The 16,740-nt window shown below is 67.7% G+C and carries 13 protein-coding genes and 1 pseudogene; 8 read left to right on the top strand and 6 right to left on the bottom strand.

Annotation, left to right across the window (positions count from 1 at the left end):
- Positions 1 to 190: pseudogene (locus tag VGF12_RS15430) on the top strand (ketol-acid reductoisomerase); the annotation flags it as partial.
- 141 nt (positions 191 to 331) lie between these two features.
- On the opposite strand, the gene VGF12_RS15425 reads toward VGF12_RS15430, so the two are convergent.
- On the bottom strand, positions 332 to 823 hold the full coding sequence (locus VGF12_RS15425) for a DUF1579 domain-containing protein (protein WP_331176927.1): 492 nt from the start codon (positions 821 to 823) through the stop codon (positions 332 to 334).
- A 10-nt stretch (positions 824 to 833) separates the two neighbouring features.
- Positions 834 to 1,169 (bottom strand): NIPSNAP family protein, encoded by a 336-nt coding sequence (locus VGF12_RS15420; protein ID WP_331176926.1) that lies wholly within the window; start codon positions 1,167 to 1,169, stop codon positions 834 to 836.
- Between the two features lie 72 nt (positions 1,170 to 1,241).
- On the opposite strand from VGF12_RS15420, the gene pssA reads away from it, so the two are divergent.
- The 4 genes from pssA to pbpG all read left to right on the top strand — a co-directional run bounded on the left by pssA (position 1,242) and on the right by pbpG (position 7,095).
- Entirely contained in the window at positions 1,242 to 2,066 is an 825-nt protein-coding gene (gene pssA / locus VGF12_RS15415) for a CDP-diacylglycerol--serine O-phosphatidyltransferase (protein ID WP_331176925.1), read from the top strand.
- A gap of 216 nt (positions 2,067 to 2,282) precedes the next feature.
- Entirely contained in the window at positions 2,283 to 3,971 is a 1,689-nt protein-coding gene (leuA, locus tag VGF12_RS15410; protein WP_331176929.1) for a 2-isopropylmalate synthase, read from the top strand.
- Positions 3,968 to 5,509 carry a 2-isopropylmalate synthase gene (locus tag VGF12_RS15405; RefSeq protein ID WP_331176924.1) on the top strand — a complete coding sequence of 514 codons (1,542 nt, stop codon included), beginning with the start codon at positions 3,968 to 3,970 and terminating at the stop codon, positions 5,507 to 5,509. The genes leuA and VGF12_RS15405 overlap by 4 nt, the downstream gene beginning before the upstream one ends.
- A 659-nt stretch (positions 5,510 to 6,168) precedes the next feature.
- A complete protein-coding gene (pbpG, locus tag VGF12_RS15400; RefSeq protein WP_331176928.1) occupies positions 6,169 to 7,095 on the top strand; it encodes a D-alanyl-D-alanine endopeptidase in 927 nt (308 codons plus the stop codon).
- A 74-nt stretch (positions 7,096 to 7,169) separates the two neighbouring features.
- On the opposite strand, the gene VGF12_RS15395 is transcribed toward pbpG, so the two are convergent.
- Positions 7,170 to 7,940, bottom strand: coding sequence for an IclR family transcriptional regulator (locus VGF12_RS15395; RefSeq protein ID WP_331176923.1), 771 nt, complete (start codon positions 7,938 to 7,940; stop codon positions 7,170 to 7,172).
- A 34-nt stretch (positions 7,941 to 7,974) separates the two neighbouring features.
- Here VGF12_RS15395 and VGF12_RS15390 point away from each other — a divergent pair, with 34 nt between their 5' ends.
- Positions 7,975 to 9,096 carry a TIGR03790 family protein gene (locus VGF12_RS15390; protein WP_331176922.1) on the top strand — a complete coding sequence of 374 codons (1,122 nt, stop codon included), beginning with the start codon at positions 7,975 to 7,977 and terminating at the stop codon, positions 9,094 to 9,096.
- Here VGF12_RS15390 and hpnE read toward each other — a convergent pair.
- The 3 genes from hpnE to hpnC all read right to left on the bottom strand — a co-directional run bounded on the left by hpnE (position 9,036) and on the right by hpnC (position 12,065).
- A complete protein-coding gene (hpnE, locus tag VGF12_RS15385; protein WP_331176921.1) occupies positions 9,036 to 10,319 on the bottom strand; it encodes a hydroxysqualene dehydroxylase HpnE in 1,284 nt (427 codons plus the stop codon). The genes VGF12_RS15390 and hpnE overlap by 61 nt on opposite strands.
- A gap of 79 nt (positions 10,320 to 10,398) precedes the next feature.
- The gene (gene hpnD / locus VGF12_RS15380) at positions 10,399 to 11,244 is read right to left on the bottom strand and encodes a presqualene diphosphate synthase HpnD (protein ID WP_331176920.1); all 846 of its coding nucleotides are present in this window, start codon (positions 11,242 to 11,244) and stop codon (positions 10,399 to 10,401) included.
- Entirely contained in the window at positions 11,241 to 12,065 is an 825-nt protein-coding gene (gene hpnC, locus VGF12_RS15375; protein ID WP_331176919.1) for a squalene synthase HpnC, read from the bottom strand. The genes hpnD and hpnC overlap by 4 nt, the downstream gene beginning before the upstream one ends.
- Before the next feature lie 142 nt (positions 12,066 to 12,207).
- Between hpnC and VGF12_RS15370 the strand changes: the two genes are divergently transcribed.
- Positions 12,208 to 13,347: an efflux RND transporter periplasmic adaptor subunit gene (locus tag VGF12_RS15370; RefSeq protein ID WP_331176918.1), complete on the top strand. Its 1,140-nt coding sequence runs from the start codon at positions 12,208 to 12,210 to the stop codon at positions 13,345 to 13,347.
- Positions 13,348 to 13,361: 14 nt separating this feature from the next.
- Complete coding sequence (locus VGF12_RS15365; protein ID WP_331176917.1) at positions 13,362 to 16,541, top strand: efflux RND transporter permease subunit; 3,180 nt, start codon at positions 13,362 to 13,364, stop codon at positions 16,539 to 16,541.
- Positions 16,542 to 16,740 lie beyond the last annotated feature (199 nt).

The raw sequence follows: 16,740 nt of genomic DNA, 5'->3' as shown, positions 1-16,740 counted from the left end.
GTGCCTGAAGGACATCCAGACCGGCGAGTACGCCAAGAGCTTCATCCTCGAGAACAAGGCCGGCGCGCCGACGCTGATCAGCCGCCGCCGCCTGACGGCCGAGCATCCCATCGAGCAAGTCGGCGAGAAGCTGCGCGAGATGATGCCCTGGATCAAGGCCAACAAGCTGGTCGACAAGGCCAAGAACTGACAGGCGCGAGCCGTCTTTCCGAGGCCGGTGCCGCGAGGTGCCGGCCTTTTTACTTGCGCGCTCAACATGAGCGCACGCTTGCGGGTGCCAGTCCCGGGTGAGAGGGGCTCAGCCAAAATGGCTGCCCCCAATACCGATGGTTCAGGCGTCAACGCGGATGAACTGCATGCGCCAGTTCGTTTCCCAACTGCCGCCGCCGTCGGCGGAGAAGGCCTGCTCCCAGCGCGGGTCGCCGTCCGGGCCGATACGCCAGGTGAAGCGGACGCGGATGGGGCGGCCCTCGAAGTGGTCGTCCGAATAGAACAGGCCGACGCCGTTCTGGAAGCTGCCCTTCACCGGCGCATCCAGCGCATGCGGTGCACGGCCATCCAGCCACCAGATGGCCCAGGTGCCGGTGGCGGCGTCGAAGGAGCGCATCGCAACGGCGCGGTACGGGCCGCTGGGCAGATGCAGCAGGTTGTCCTCCAGATTGCCCCAGCCGCCGAGGATCTTGCGGGTCGAGGTGAGGCCCTCAAAGCGAGTCCAGGTCGTGCTGCTCGCGAGGCGCGCGTCGAGCCTCTCGTGCAGTACGCGCCAGTCGCCGATGATGAAGTCGAAGTCCGCCGGTGCGGCCGTGTCCGGGTTCTGTGGCATGGCGTATCCCTCAGGCTTGGTGGTTGGCGCGCAGGTGTTCGACCGCCTCGGCGGGCAGCCACAGCAGCGTATTCAGATAGGTGTCCAGGCAGTCGACGAGTGCCTGCCGCGGCCCCTCGCGCCAGGTCGCCGAGCCGTAGAACGCGTCTTGCTGGGTGACCAACTGCTCGCGGCTGTCGAAGGCGCGGATCAGGTAGAAACTCTCATGCTCATGGTCCGATCGGCCGAAGGCGACAACATCCATGCCGCTGGCACGCACCAGGGGCAGGGCCGTGCCCACTGCCGCCGTGAAACGTTCGGCGCAGCCGGGCTTGAGGCGGTAGGTGCGGACTTCGACGAGCTTCACGAGGTGTCTCCTGAGGTTCACGGTGATGCTAGGAGCACCTGCTGCCGGGATGTGTCAGCTATCCTGCTGGCTATGACCCCTGACCCCTCCGAGGACGACGAGCCCAGCGTCGCCGTCCGCCCCCGCCGCAAAGGCATCTACGCGCTGCCCAACGCCATCACGCTGGGCGCGCTCTTCAGCGCCTTCTACGCCATCGTCATGGCCATGAACGGTCGCTTCGAGGTGGCCTGCGTGGCCATCTTTGCCGCCGCCATCCTGGACAGCCTGGACGGCCGCGTCGCGCGTATGACCAACACGCAATCCGCCTTCGGCGAGCAGATGGACAGCCTGTCCGACATGGTCGCCTTCGGCGCCGCGCCGGCCCTTATCGTCTACATGTGGGCGTTGAAGGACATGGGCAAGCCGGGCTGGATCCCGGCCTTTGTCTACATCGCCGGCGCCGCGCTGCGGCTCGCGCGCTTCAACGTCAACATCGGCGTCGTCGACAAGCGTTTCTTCCAGGGTCTGCCCAGTCCGGCGGCGGCGGCGCTGGTCATCGGTTTCATCTGGGCCGTGGTGGATCGGTCCACCTACACCGGCGTGCAGGCGGGTAGCTGGGTGGCCTGGACGGCCTACGGCGTGACACTGTTTGCCGGCCTTTCGATGGTCACGAATGCTCCGTTCTACAGCTTCAAAGTCTTCGACAGAAGGCGCTCCGTGCCCTTCGTCGTGCTGGTCGTGATCATGCTCGGCATCGGCCTCGCTGCACTCGATCCATCGCGCGTTCTCTTCGGTGCCTTCTGCGTTTACGGCCTGTCTGGCTACGCCATCTATGCCTGGCGCAAGGCCAAGGGCAAGCCCGTCAGCGTCATCTCCACGAGCACCGACGAGCCCGATGAGCGCGGCTTGCATCAATAGGCTTTCGTGCTAGATTCCAGTCCCATGAGCTGCACCACGCGAATTAGCCTGCTACTAGCGCTAGAGGAACCACGGGTTCGCTAGTCAGCCGCGCCTATACGCTTGCACCGCACATAAGCTCACACTGACACCAACGGCCCGTATGCAACCGCAGCGGGCCGTTCTCGTTTTCTGATGCTGCAGGTTGCGCCCACCCCACCGGATGGACTCACCATGATGTTGAAGCAACCGCAGCTCAAGTACCGCCCCTTCGCCCCTGTCGCATTGCCGGACCGCACCTGGCCCGACGCCGTGCTGACCCGTGCGCCGATCTGGCTGAGCACCGACCTGCGCGACGGCAACCAGGCGCTGATTGAGCCCATGGACATCGCGCGCAAGCTGCGCATGTTCCAGCAGCTCGTGAAGATCGGCTTCAAGGAGATCGAGGTCGGCTTCCCTTCGGCGTCGCAGACCGAGTTCGACTTCATCCGCCTGCTGATCGACGGTGGCCACATCCCCGATGACGTGACCATCCAGGTGCTGACGCAGGCACGGTCCCACCTCATCGAGCGCACCTTCGAGTCGCTGGACGGCGCCAAGCGCGTCATCGTCCATATCTACAACGCGGTCGCGCCCATCATGCGCCGCGTCGTGCTGGGCACAGATGAGGACGGCATCGTGGAACTCGCGGCCTCGCACGCCCGCCAGATCAAGGAACTGGCCGCGGTGCGCCCGGGCACGGACTGGCGCTTCGAGTACTCGCCCGAGATGTTCTCCGGCACCGAGCTGGCCTTCAGCAAGCGCGTCGTCGATGCGGTGACCGCCGTGTGGGCCCCGACGTCCGAGCGCAAGTGCATCATCAACCTGCCATCCACCGTCGAGCACAGCACGCCCAACATCTTTGCCGACATGATCGAGTGGATGCACCGCAACCTGGCGCGCCGCGACTGCATCGTGCTGTCGGTCCACCCGCACAACGACCGCGGCACGGGCACGGCCGCCGGCGAGCTTGCACTGATGGCGGGCGCCGACCGCGTCGAGGGCTGCCTGTTTGGCAATGGTGAGCGCACCGGCAACGTGGACCTGGTCAACATCGCGCTGAACCTCTATACCCAGGGCGTGGACCCGCAGTTGGACTTCTCCGACATCGACGAGGTGCGCCGCTGCGTCGAGCACTGCACGCAGATCGCGGTCCACCCGCGCCACCCCTACGTGGGCGACCTGGTCTACACGTCTTTCTCAGGCTCGCATCAGGACGCGATCAAGAAGGCCTTCGCGGCGCGCCAGGAGGGCGACCTCTGGGACATGCCCTATCTCCCCGTCGATCCCAAGGACCTGGGCCGCAGCTACGACGCCGTGATCCGTGTGAACAGTCAGTCCGGCAAGGGCGGCATCGCCTATCTGCTCGAAGCCGAGTACGGCCTGGAGCTGCCGCGCCGCCTGCAGATCGAGTTCAGCCAGGTCGTGCAGCGCGTCATGGATGACGCGGGCAAGGAGCTGACGGCCGCGGACCTCCACGCCATTTTCGAGCGTGAATACGGCATCGGCAACGCTGGCGCCTCCGTCGTGCAGCCGCAGATGACCGAGGTGGCGGGGGGCGCGATGCGGCTGTCCGCCGAGGTCGTGCTGGGGGGCTGGATGGGACATGTGCAGGGTGAGGGCAATGGCCCGATCGACGCCTTCGTCAACGCACTCTCGGCCCGCCTCGGTCAGGAGGTGAGAGTGCTGGACTACCACGAGCACGCCATCGGCAGCGGTGCCGACGCGCGCGCCGTGGCTTACCTGGAACTGCGGGTCGGCGACGTGACCCGGCATGGCGTGGGCATTGATGGCAGCATCGTGCGAGCATCCATGCAGGCCATCCTGTCCGGCCTGTCGCGCGCACCGGTGTCGGTGCCGCAAACCCGAGAGGAGAACGTGCGATGACCGACAAGCTCATCATCTTCGACACCACGCTGCGCGATGGCGAGCAATCGCCCGGCGCTTCGATGACGCGCGAGGAGAAGCTGCGCATCGCCCGCCAGCTCGAGCGCATGAAGGTTGACATCATTGAGGCCGGCTTCGCGGCCTCCAGCAATGGCGACTTCGAGGCCGTCAAGGCCATCGCCGCGGCGGTCCGGGACAGCACCGTGTGCTCGCTGGCCCGCGCCAATGATCGCGACATCTCGCGCGCAGCCGAGGCCCTGGCGCCGGCGCAGCAGGCCCGCATCCACACCTTCATCGCGACCAGCGAACTCCACATGGAGAAGAAGCTGCGCATGACCCGCGAGCAGGTGCTGGAGCAGGCCACGCTTGCCGTGCGCTTCGCGCGCAACCTGTGCGGCGACATCGAGTTCTCGCCCGAGGACGGCTACCGCTCCGACATCGACTTCCTGGCTCGCGTCTGCGAGTCCGTCATCAAGGAAGGTGCCGGCACCATCAACATCCCCGACACGGTGGGCTACGGCATTCCCGAGCTGTACGGGGACTTCATCCGTCGACTGCGCGAGAAGGTGCCGAACTCGGACCAGGCGATCTGGAGCGTGCACTGCCACAACGACCTGGGCATGGCGGTCGCCAACTCTCTGGCCGGCGTGAAGATCGGTGGCGCGCGGCAGATCGAATGCACCATCAACGGCCTGGGCGAGCGAGCGGGCAACTGTTCACTCGAGGAAGTCGTCATGGCCGTCAAGACGCGACGGGACTACTTCGGGTTGGATGTCGGCATCGAGACGTCGCAGATCGTGCCGGCCTCCAAGTTGGTCTCGCAGACGACCGGCTTTGTCGTGCAGCCCAACAAAGCCGTGGTCGGTGCCAACGCGTTCGCGCATGCGTCCGGCATCCACCAGGATGGCGTGCTGAAGGCGCGCGACACCTACGAGATCATGCGTGCCGAGGACGTGGGTTGGGCCGCCAACAAGATCGTGCTGGGCAAGCTCTCGGGCCGCAACGCCTTCAAGCAGCGGCTGCAGGAGCTGGGCATCCAGCTGGAAAGCGAGGCCGAGGTCAACGCGGCGTTCCAGCGCTTCAAGGACCTGGCCGACCGAAAGAACGAGATCTTCGACGAGGACATCGTCGCCCTTGTCATGGACGAGTCCGTCGTCAACGATGCCGAGCACTACCGGTTGCTGTCGCTGTCCCAGCGTTCTGAGACCGGGGAGCGCCCGCACGCCGCGATCATCTTCGCCGTCGGCCACCAGGAGCACCGTGCGGAGAGCGACGGCAACGGTCCGGTGGACGCCACGCTGCGCGCCATCGAGTCCGTCGTCGAGTCGGGCGCGGAAATGGTGCTGTATTCGGTCAACGCCATCACCGGCGGCAGCACCGAATCGCAGGGCGAGGTGACCGTGCGGTTGCAGCACGCCGGGCGCGTGGTCAACGGCGTCGGGGCCGACCCGGACATCGTGGTGGCGTCCGCCAAGGCCTATCTCAGCGCGTTGAACAAGCTGCAGAGCAAGACGGAGCGGGTGGCGGCCCAGGGATAGTGGCGCGACGCCTGGCGGGACACGCGCCGCTGGCCGTGTGGGGCGCTCGGTTGTCGACGACGCTCGGTCGTGGTCGCGGCTGCTGAGGCCCCTTGCGGGGGGGGCGCTCGCGGCCCGCCTCGGGAGCGATTCCGCCGCGTATTTGCCCATCCGGGGCGGCAACGCCTCCGGCCTGCTGGGGCGGAGCCTGCGCCGGGCAGGTGGCCCCACAAGGCCTGGGCCAGGGGCCCTGTAACGGCTGTGACCTCGATCACGGCGCTCACAAACGTTTTCGTGCTGATGAGAAATTTGGCGCGGAAAGCCCCCGCTGCTCCTGCGTCGGAGCCATCGAGGCGAACGCAGAATCGCTGCCTATGGCACCCTGCGGGCAGTGGGCGGGGCTGCTGAGCGGCAATCTGGGGCATTCGGGGCCGACCCGATACCCAGGCCGTGTCAGCCAAGGCCTACTTGCGAGCGTTTGGATCCCGCTGCGAAGCGATAGAGCCGGTGGCAGGCCTGAAGTGAGTGGCCCGAAATGACGGGACAGGAATTCACTTGAGGAATCTCACTTAAGTTCTTATCTTGTCAGTATTTTTGGCATCATTTACACTGCCGTCCAGCCGTTGGGGACCCCGTTGAAGACTTTTGCCGCCGCCTTTCTGAGCCTCGCCCTGTTGTCCATGGGGGCCGCCGAGGCCGCCTCCACGGTCACCAAATCGAAGACCAAGGCCACACCGACGCAGACCCGCAAGGTCAAGTCCGTCGTCGTGCGCAAGGCCGCCCCGGTCATCCCGGCGGTGCAGACCTTTGGCCAAGTGGCCGGTTTGCACGACGTGGACGATCCGCTGTCGCTGAAGTCCAGCGTCGCGTACGTGCTGGATCAGGACACCAACGAGGTGCTGTTCTCCAAGAACCCGCAGGCCGTGCTGCCCATCGCGTCCATCACCAAGCTGATGACGGCGCTGGTGGTGGTGGAGGCGGGCCTGTCGCTGGACGAGAAGATCACGGTCACCTCTGACGACATCGACACCGAGAAGAACACCCGTTCGCGCCTGGCCGTCGGCACGACGCTGACGCGCGGCGACATGCTGCATCTGGCATTGATGGCCAGCGAGAACCGCGCAGCGCATGCGCTGGGCCGCAACTATCCGGGCGGGCTGGAGGCTTTCGTGGCGGCGATGAACGCCAAGGCCCACAGCCTCGGCATGGTCGACACGCACTACGTCGAGCCCACGGGTCTGTCCAGTCGCAACCAGAGCAGCGCGGCCGACCTGGCCAAGCTCGTCAACACGACCAGCCAGGTGACGCTGCTGCGCGACCTGTCCACTTCGCGCGAGGCCCGCGTGGCCCTGGGCAAGCGCCTGGTGCAGTTCCGCTCCACCAACGGCCTGCTGTCCAACCCGCTGTGGGATATCGGCCTGCAGAAGACCGGCTTCATCAATGAGGCCGGCAAGTGCCTGGTCATGCAGGCCAGCATGGCCGGTCGCAAGCTCATCATGGTGTTCCTGGATTCCAGCGGCAAGGCGTCGCGGATCGCCGACGCCGAGCGCATGCGCAAGTGGCTGGCCAGCCAGGGTGACAACGCGACGGTGTCTTCCAAGCTCTGAGCGGGCTGAGCCTGAACGAAAAACGCGGCGCCTCGGCGCCGCGTTTGTTTTCAAAGGGGCGCGCAGCCCGGAGGTCAGGCCCGGTGGCCCAGCGCGGCCGAGATCTGCGCCGCGGTCTCCTTCAGCCGCACGACCCAGCTTTCCTCCAGCCGGTCGGCGGGCGCCGAGATGGACAGCCCGGCCACCAGCTTGTCTTGGTCGTCGTAGATGCCGGCGGCCATGCAGCGCACGCCCAGCTCCAGTTCCTCGTCGTCGCGGGCGATGCCTCGCTGGCGCACCATGGCCAGCTCGCGCTCCAGCGCGCCGATGTCGGTGAGGCTGTTGCGTGTGTGGCCCGACAGGCCGGTGCGCGTTGCATAGGCCCGCACGCGCGGGCTGTCGTCGCCCGCTAGGAAGAGCTTGCCTACCGACGTGAGGTGCAGCGGTGCGCGGCCTCCGACGGCGCGCACGACCTGCATGCCTGAGCGCTCGGAGTAGGTGCGCTCGATGTAGACGATCTCGTCGCCCTGGCGTACCGACAGATTGACCGGCTGGTGGGTGAACTTGTGCAGTTCGCGCATCGCCGGCAGCGCCGCGTCGCGCACGTCCAGCCGCGCCTTGACGAGGTTGCCCAGCTCCAGCATGCGCATGCCGAGCCGATAGCTGCCCGCTTCCGGCCGGTCGACGAAGCGGCCCAGGGTCAGGTCATTGAGAATGCGGTGGGCCGTGGAGGGGTGCAGGCCGGTGGCCTCGGACAGGGCCTTCAGCGAGACAGGGTCCTGGTGGCCGGCCAGCACGTCCAGCAGCGCGAACATGCGCTCCAGTACCTGGATGGCCGGGGTTTGCCGGGCCTCTTTGGATTTCATGGCGTCATTGTGGGGGAGATTGCGGGTGTTTTGTATGGCGAAAGCGTGCTTCAGCAGATGGCAAGTCCTGGTGGGGCTGCTGCTGGCCTGCGTAGGAGCGGTCCAGGCGGCTGAACCGGCACCTCCTGCGGCGAGTGGTCTGACGGAGGCGCGCTGGCTGCGCGCGCCGCGGCTGTACGGGCGCATCACGGCCAATGAGCTGGGCCTGGTCATCAACACGGCCGACCCCTATTCGGTCACCATCGGCGAGTACTACGCCAAGCGGCGCGGCATTCCGGCCGAGCAGATCCTGCGCGTCCAGTTGCCCATGAGGGCCAGCCTCACGCCGGAGGAGTTCGCGGTGCTGGACCAGACGCTGCGCAGTCACATGCCCGAGAACGTCAACGGCCTGGCGCTGGCCTGGGTGCAGCCTTATGCCGTCGGCTGCAATTCGCTGACCAGTGCGCTGGGGCTGGGCCTGCAGCCCGATCTCTGCGCCAACACCTGTGCTGCCACGCGCACCAGTCCCTACACGAGCTATTTCGGCGCCCGACCCTGGCTGGTCATTGGGCTGCGACCGACGATGCAACTGGCCGCCCGCTCGGTACCAGCGGCCATGGCGATGATCGAACGCGGCATCGCCGCCGATCACCGGCTGGCCGACGTGGTGCCCGAGGCGGCCGTGGCCTATCTCGCGGCCACGCCCGATGCCGCGCGCAACGTCCGCGAGCGCCTGTTCCCGCCGGCCGGCCCGGTACCCGGTGCACCCGGCTTCGAGGTCGTGCGCGTGAAGAGCGACGCGCTGCCCCCCATGCGCCGCACCCTGATCTACCAGACCGGCCTGGCCCGGGTGCCCGCGCCGCTGGGCGGCGAGTGGCTGCCCGGCGCGCTGGCCGACCACCTGACCTCGTTTGGGGGCCAGCTCGACCGGCCCGTGGGCGAAGGCCAGATGAACATCCTCGACTGGATCGATGCCGGCGCAACGGCCAGCTACGGGACCGTCAGCGAGCCCTGCAATCACCTGCAGAAGTTCCCGCATCCGCAGCGACTGCTCCAGGCCTATGCGCAGGGTGTCAGTGCGCTGGAGGCCTATTGGCACAGCGTGGCCTGGCCGGCTCAGGGGGTCTTCGTGGGCGAGCCGCTGGCGGCGCCCTTCGCACCGGTGCCCATGCCCTGAGCGGCCGCGAGGCCGGCGCGCACGGCGCCCTCGAGCGTGGCGGGATAGGGGCCCTGGACGTAGTCACCCGCCGCGAACAGGCCTGGGGCGATCCGGGCGGGCGGCCGCGCCAGACCCGGCGTGCAGGCAAAGGTCGCGCGCTTCTCGGCCAGCAGCCTGTCGACGGTGGGGGGCGTGGTCCAGGCGAGTTCGCGTCGGGCCTGGGCCAGTACGGCTTCGGCACAGCCGCCGCGCTCGACCCAGGGCGCCGCGCCGCTGACGACGAAGGCGAAGCGGCCCGGCGCGCCGCCGAGCTGACCCTGGTCGAAGACGAACTGGGCCGGTGCGTCTGGCCCGTCGCGCAGCGCCAGCATCGGCGTGGGCAGGCGGCTGCCCGGACTGTTCAGGTAGACGGTGATGATGGGCTCGAAATCCAGCGCACCGGCCGCCGCCGACCAGTCCGGCGCGAGGTCCGCGGTCAGCCTGGCGGCCTCGACGCTGGTGCACGCGAGCACGACGCCGTCAAAGGTCTCGCCGTCGACGCGCCAGCTCGGCGCGATCTCTCGCACCCGGCAGCCCAGGCGCAGCCGCGGCCCCAGCCACGCGGCGGCCGGCCCCGCCAGCAACTCGGACAGCGGCTGTCGCGGCAGCAGCAGGTCCGCGCTGCCGGCGCCGCCGAAGAGGGCGTCCTTGAGCACGCGCAGGAAGACTTGGGCGCTGGCCTCGGCCGCGGGCGTGTTCAGCGCAGCAATGCAGAGCGGCTCAACGAGGTCGCGCTTCACGGCCGCAGCCAGGCCGACGCACAGCTCGGCGACGCTGAGGCCCGGCGCGCAGCGAAAACCGCGTGCCAGCCAGCCTGTGGCGGCACTCAACAGCCCCAGTCGGGCCGACAGTGGCCAACCGCGGTGGGAGAGTACGCCGCGCGTGAAGCTGATCAGCGGCGGCCCGGGCGGCAGTCGCAGGCCGGGCTCGCCGGGATAGGGCAGGGCGAGCGGCAGCCGCGCCAGCGCCTGCTCGGGGGCGATGCCGAGGCGGCGCATCAGTGCCAGGCTGTCGCGGTAGGCGCCGATGAGGATGTGCTGGCCGTTGTCGTAGGGCCAGGCAGCATCCTGGCCCGCCACGCTGCGCGCGCGGCCGCCGAGCTGCGGGGCCATCTCGAAGACGGTGATGTCGTGGCCGGCGTCGGCCAGCGCGACCGCGGCCGCAATGCCGGCCCAGCCACCGCCGATGACGGCTGTCCTCACGACCGAGCGAATCCCATGGAGCCGGCTTGGCCGGGCCATCGGGCGCGCGTGCGTGGCTGCTTGGCCGGTTGGAGGTGGGTCATCTCTTCCAATTGGTCTTCATCGCGATCCAGAGCTTTCGCAGCGGCGTCAGCGAGATGCGCTGGTGCAGTACCTGGAAGTTCTCGCGCTCGATCTCGACGAGCAGGGCGCGGTAGATGTTGGCCATCATCAGGCCGGGCTTCTGGGTGCTGCGGTCGGCCTGGGGCAGCAGCGCGAGGGCCTCGTCGTAGAGCTGGTGCGCGCGCGCGGCCTGGAACTTCATCAGTGCGGTAAAGCGATCGCTGTAGCCCCAGGGCTTGCTGCGCAGCAGGATCTCGTTGGCCTTGACGCCGAACTGCTGCAGCTCGTTCACGGGCAGGTAGATGCGGCCGCGCCGGGCGTCGTCGCCGACGTCGCGGATGATGTTGGTCAGCTGCATGGCCAGGCCCAGCTTGTGGGCGTACTCGATGGTCTGCGGCTGGGTGCGGCCGAAGATGCCGCTGGCCACCTCGCCGACAACGCCTGCCACCAGGTGGCAGTAGCGTGCCAGGCCGGGAAAGTCCAGGTAGCGCGTCTGCTGCAGGTCCATCTCGCAGCCTTCGATGACGGCATTCAGGTGGTCGATGCGGATGTCGAAGGCCTGCACATGGGGCATCAACGCTTTCATGACCGGGTGGCTGGGCTGGCCGGCAAAGGCGCCGGCCACTTCCTTGCGCCACCAGGCCAGCTTGGTCGCGGCGACGCCGGCGTCTTGGGTCTCGTCGACGACGTCGTCCACCTCGCGGCAAAAGGCGTAGAAGGCCGTGATCGCCGCGCGCCGGTGTGGCGGCAGGAACAGGAAGGCGTAATAGAAGCTCGAACCGCTCGCGGCGGCCTTGTCCTGGACGTATTGCTCTGGGCTCATGATGCGGCCCGCATTGTCAGGGCGCGCCAGGTCAGGCGAGGGAGGTCCCAAACCCTGAGTGCGGGGCGATGGAGCAAGCTGTCGTGATTCCGTGCGGCGATCTTGTCGAGGATGAGCAGGCCGCCCTGGATGACGAAGCGCAGCTCCCAGCCGGCGCGGCCGGGCAGGGCGAGGGCCAAGGGGGCACCTTCCTTCATCAGCCCACGTGCCCAGGCGCAGAGTTCGGTGATCAGCGCACGGGCTGCCGGGCTGTCGCGGCAGGCCAGCACATCGTCGGCGCTGAGGCCGTGGCGGTCCAGGTCCGCCTGCGGCACGTAGAGCCGGCCGTTGGGACCGTCACGGCTGAAGTCCTGCCAGAAGTTGATCAGCTGCAGCGCCGAGCAGATCGCGTCCGAGCGGCGCAGCGAGGTCGGATCATCCACCCCATACAGCCCCAGCAGAAGGCGGCCCACCGGGTTGGCCGAACGGCGGCAGTAGTCCAGCAGGTGCGCGCGGTCCAGATAGCGCGGCGGCGCCAGGTCTTGCTCGAAGGCGTCCAGCAGGTCGTGCAGCAGCGGCGGCTGCAAGCGGTGCATCTCGCGCGCCAGAGGGGCATAGACGTGCAGCCATCGCGAAGAGGGCGACTGGCCGGCCACGGTGGCGGCCAGATCGGCGCGATAGTCGCGCAGCGCCTGGACACGCTCGTCGGTACGGGCGTCGCCCTCGTCGGCCAGGTCGTCGGCCGTGCGCGCGAAGTGATAGATCGAAACGACCGCAGGCCGCAGCGCGGGCGGGCACAGCACGGAAGCAACGGGAAAGTTCTCGTAGTGGTCGACGCTCAAGCTTTTTCTCAAGTTCCGCTTGCAAAGCCCCGGCACAACAGCGAAATTCTGCAAGGTTTGACAGTTGTCACAGGCTCTGAATACATTATTGACCCGCCGGTCATTAAAGTCTCCCGGCCGCTTTACCCCTGCCGAGGTCTGCATGCCCCATCTTTTGCGTCTCGCGTCGCCCCTGCTGCTGGTGACACTGCTCTCGGCATTGCTGTCGGGTTGCGGGAAGCAGCCCGCCGCGCCCGAGCCGGAGCGGGCGGTGCGCACCGAACTCGTCAGCATCGGCACGGCGAGCGCCAGCCACGAGTATGCGGCCGAGGTGAAGCCGCGCATTGAGTCCCGCCTGTCCTTCCGCGTCAGCGGCAAGCTGCTGAGCCGGGCCGTCAACCTGGGTGACACCGTCAAGGCCGGGCAGGTGCTGGCCCGCCTTGACGCGCAGGATCTGAGGCTGGCGCAGGCCGCCGCGGCCGCCGGCGTGGCGGCCGCCCGCACCAACCGCGACCAGGCCGGCGCCGACTACAAGCGCTTCGTCGACCTGCAGCGCCAGGGCTTCATCAGCGCGGCCGAACTGGAACGGCGCGACTCGGCCTTCAAGGCCGCGCAGGCCCAACTGGAACAGGCCAAGGCCCAGGCCGATGTGCAGGGCAATCAGGCCGGCTATGCCCAGCTCGTGGCCGATGGACCGGGCGTGATCACCGGCATCAACGCCGAGCCGGGCCAGGTGCTGGCCGCCGGCACGCCGGTCGTCAGCCTGGCGCTGGACGGCCCGCGCGACATCGTCTTCTCGGTGCCGGAAGACCAGATCGCCCGTGTGAAGGCCGCCGCTGGCCAGCCCGGTGCGTTGAAGGCGCGGCTGTGGGGCGGCGACAAGACCTGGCCGCTGACGCTGCGCGAGGTGGCCGCCGCGGCCGATCCGGTCACGCGCACCTTCCTCATCAAGGCCGATGCCGGCAAGCTGGACGTGCGGCTGGGCCAGTCCGCCACCGTCGTGCTCGACCTGCCGCAAACGGCCGGCGTCATCAAGCTACCACTGGCCGCGGTGCTGCAGCAGGGCGGCAAGACCGCCGTCTGGACGCTGGACGGTGCGTCGATGACGGTCAAGCCCGTGCCGGTGCAAGTGGGCGGCGCCGAAGGCAACCAGGTCATCATCGCCGGCGGGCTGAGTGCCGGCCAAGAGGTCGTCGTCGCCGGCGTGCACGTGCTCAACCCCGGCCAGAAGGTGAAGCGCTACGTGCCGCCACGCACCCCGGGTGAGGCGCCGGTCCCCGCGGTCCCTGCGGCATCGCGCTGAGCCGGGGCCGCGCAATGAACAGCTCCCCGATCACCAAGCAACCCTACGCTGGCGGCTTCAACGTCTCGCGCTGGGCCCTGGAGCATCCGGCCCTGACGCGCTACCTGATGGTGGTGCTGATGCTGATGGGCTTCGCCGCCTACTTCCAGCTGGGCCAGGACGAGGATCCGCCGTTCACCTTCCGCGGCATGGTCATCCAGGCCTACTGGCCGGGTGCCACCGCTCAGCAGATGGCCGACCAGGTCACCGACAAGATCGAGAAGACGCTGCAGGAGGTGAACTACGCAGACAAGATCCGCTCGTCCACCAAGCCCGGCGAATCCATCACCATCTTCCAGCTCAGGGACAACACGCCTCCCAAGGAGGTGGCTGAGATCTGGTACCAGGTGCGCAAGAAGGTCGGCGACATGCGTGCCACGCTGCCGCAGGGGGTGCTGGGCCCGCTGTTCAATGACGAGTTCGGCGACGTCTACGGCTCCATCTACGCGCTTTCCAGTGACGGCTTCAGCCGCGAAGAGCTGCGGGAGCACGCCGACCGCGTGCGCCAGGCGCTGCTGCAGGTCAAGGACGTGGCCAAGGTCGAGATCTTCGGCATCCAGCCGGAGAAGCTCTTTGTCGAGATCTCCCAGAAGCGCCTGGCCCAGCTGGGCCTGGACTTCAGCCAGGTGATCAACCAGGTTGGTGCGCAGAACGCTGTGGAGAGTGCGGGCGTGTTGAACGCGGGCAGCGCCAACTTCCAGATTCGGGTGCAGGGTCAGTTCACGTCGGCCCAGGCACTGGCGGAGGTGCCCATCCGCGCCGTCAACCCGCAGACCGGTGTGGCCAGCCAGCTGCGCCTGGGGGATATCGCCGAGATCAAGCGTGCCTATGTCGACCCGCCCACCACCACGGTGCGCCACCAGGGCAAGGAAGTGCTGGCGATCGGGGTTTCCATGGCCAAGGGCGGCGACATCATCGCGATGGGCAAGGCCCTGACGGTCGCCTTCAAGGCCATAGAGCGCGACCTGCCCGTCGGCATCCATCTCGAACAGATTCAGGACCAGCCGAAGGCCGTCACGACGTCGGTCGGCGAGTTCGTGCACGTGCTGATCGAGGCCGTCATCATCGTGCTGGCGGTCAGCTTCATCTCTCTGGGTCTGCACACGCGGCCGCTGCGCATCGACATCTGGCCCGGCCTGGTCGTCGCCATCACCATCCCGCTGGTGCTGGCCATCACCTTCGTCGCCATGTTCTATTGGGGCGTGGGCCTGCACAAGATCTCGCTGGGCTCGCTGATCATCGCGCTGGGATTGCTGGTGGACGACGCCATCATTGCGGTCGAGATGATGGTGCGCAAGCTCGAAGAGGGCTACGACAAGATGCACGCGGCCACCTACGCCTATGACGTGACGGCGATGCCGATGCTCACGGGCACGCTGATCACGGCGGTGGGCTTCCTGCCCATCGGGCTGGCGAAGTCGATGACAGGCGAGTACACCTTCGCCATCTTTGCCGTGACCGCAGCGGCGCTGGTCATCTCCTGGGTGGCCTCCGTCTATTTCGTGCCCTACCTCGGCGCCCTGTTGCTCAAGGCCAGGCCGGCGACGGAGGGCGAGGTGCACGAGCTCTTCGACACGCCGTTCTACAACCGCTTCCGCAACCTGGTGCGGTGGTGCGTGGAGAACCGCTGGAAGACCATCGGCCTCACGATGCTGGTGTTCGGGCTGGGCGTCGCCGGCATGGGCCGGGTGCAGCAGCAGTTCTTCCCCGACTCCAGCCGCCCCGAAGTGCTGGTGGATCTCTCGCTGCCCGAGGGGTCGACCATCCAGGAGACCGAGGCGCTGGCCAAGCGCTTCGAGGCCCGCATGCTGAAGGAGCCCGGCATCGCCACGGTCACGAGCTGGGTGGGTTCCGGCGTGCCGCGCTTCTACCTGCCGCTGGACACCATCTTCCCGGCGACGAACGTGATGCAGTCGATCCTGCTGCCCAAGGGCCTGGCGGAGCGCGAGGAACTGCGCAAGCGCCTGCCTGCCGTCCTGGCGGAAGAGTTCCCGGAGGCGCGCGGCCGGGTCAAGCTGCTTCCCAACGGGCCGCCGGTGCAGTACCCCGTGCAGTTCCGCGTCACCGGCGCGGACCCGAAGGTCGTGCGCGAGTGGGCCGACAAGGCCAAGGACATCCTGCGCGCCAGTCCCAACATGCGTGGCGTCAACGACAACTGGAACGAGAACGTCAAGACCTTGCGCCTGAACGTGGATCAGGACAAGGCGCGGGCACTCGGCGTCACCAGCCAGAGCCTGGCGCAGTCGGCGCGCACGCTGCTGTCGGGTACCGTCATCGGGCAGTACCGTGAGGCCGACAAACTCATCGACATTGTGCTGCGCCAGCCTGAGGAAGAGCGCAACGTCATCACCGACATCGGCAACGCCTACGTGCCCACCAGCAGCGGTCGCGCCATCCCGCTGACGCAGATCGCCCGCGTGGAGTTCGCCTGGGAGCCTGGCGTGTTGTGGCGCGAAGGTCGCAACTACGCGGTGACGGTGCAGGGCGATGTCGCCGAGGGCCTGCAGGGCGCGACCGTGACCAAGGAGGTTTGGCCCAAGCTCGACGAGCTGCAGAAGCAGATGCCCACGGGCTACGGCATCCAGATCGCCGGTGCCGTGGAGGAGAGCAGCAAGGGCCAGGGCTCCATCGCTGCCGGTGTTCCCGTCATGCTCTTCATCACCTTCACGCTGCTGATGCTGCAGCTGCAGAGCTTCAGTCGCGCGATGCTGGTCTTCCTGACCGGGCCGCTTGGCATCGCGGGCGTGGCGATGGCGCTGCTGCTGCTGAACCGGCCTTTCGGCTTTGTCGCGCTGCTGGGCGTCATTGCACTGATGGGCATGATCATGCGCAACTCGGTCATCCTGATCGACCAGATCGAGCAGGACCGCGCCCGCGGTGTGCCGGACTGGTCGGCCATCGTCGAGTCGGCCGTGCGGCGATTCCGCCCCATCGTGCTGACGGCCGCCGCCGCCGTGCTCGCCATGATCCCGCTGTCGCGCAGCGTGTTCTGGGGGCCGATGGCGGTGGCCATCATGGGCGGGCTCATCGTTGCGACGGTGCTGACGCTGCTGGCACTGCCGGCCATGTACGCGGCGTGGTTCCGCGTGCAGCGGCCCGAGGAGCACACCCGGACGCACAGCCCGCTGCACGACGAAGCCGGCAGCCAGCTCTGACGCTGTTCGTCAGGGTTTTGCCGCCCCGTGCACAAGAGGCGGCGGGCAAAGCGCGGGAGATCGCTACAATCGCCGGTTTGCCGAATCGCCTACGGGGTTGCTGCACCATGCCAAACGGCAGCAAGCAGCAGTCCAAGCAAGACCCGCGCGGGTGGCGAAATTGGTAGACGCACCAGGTTTAGGTCCTGACGCCTTCACG

Origin of the sequence: Roseateles sp. (assembly GCF_036404855.1) — a bacterium.
Taxonomy (GTDB): domain Bacteria; phylum Pseudomonadota; class Gammaproteobacteria; order Burkholderiales; family Burkholderiaceae_C; genus Pelomonas.
Note: the sequence above shows the minus strand (reverse complement) of the source record. Positions and strands in the feature narration are given on the sequence as shown.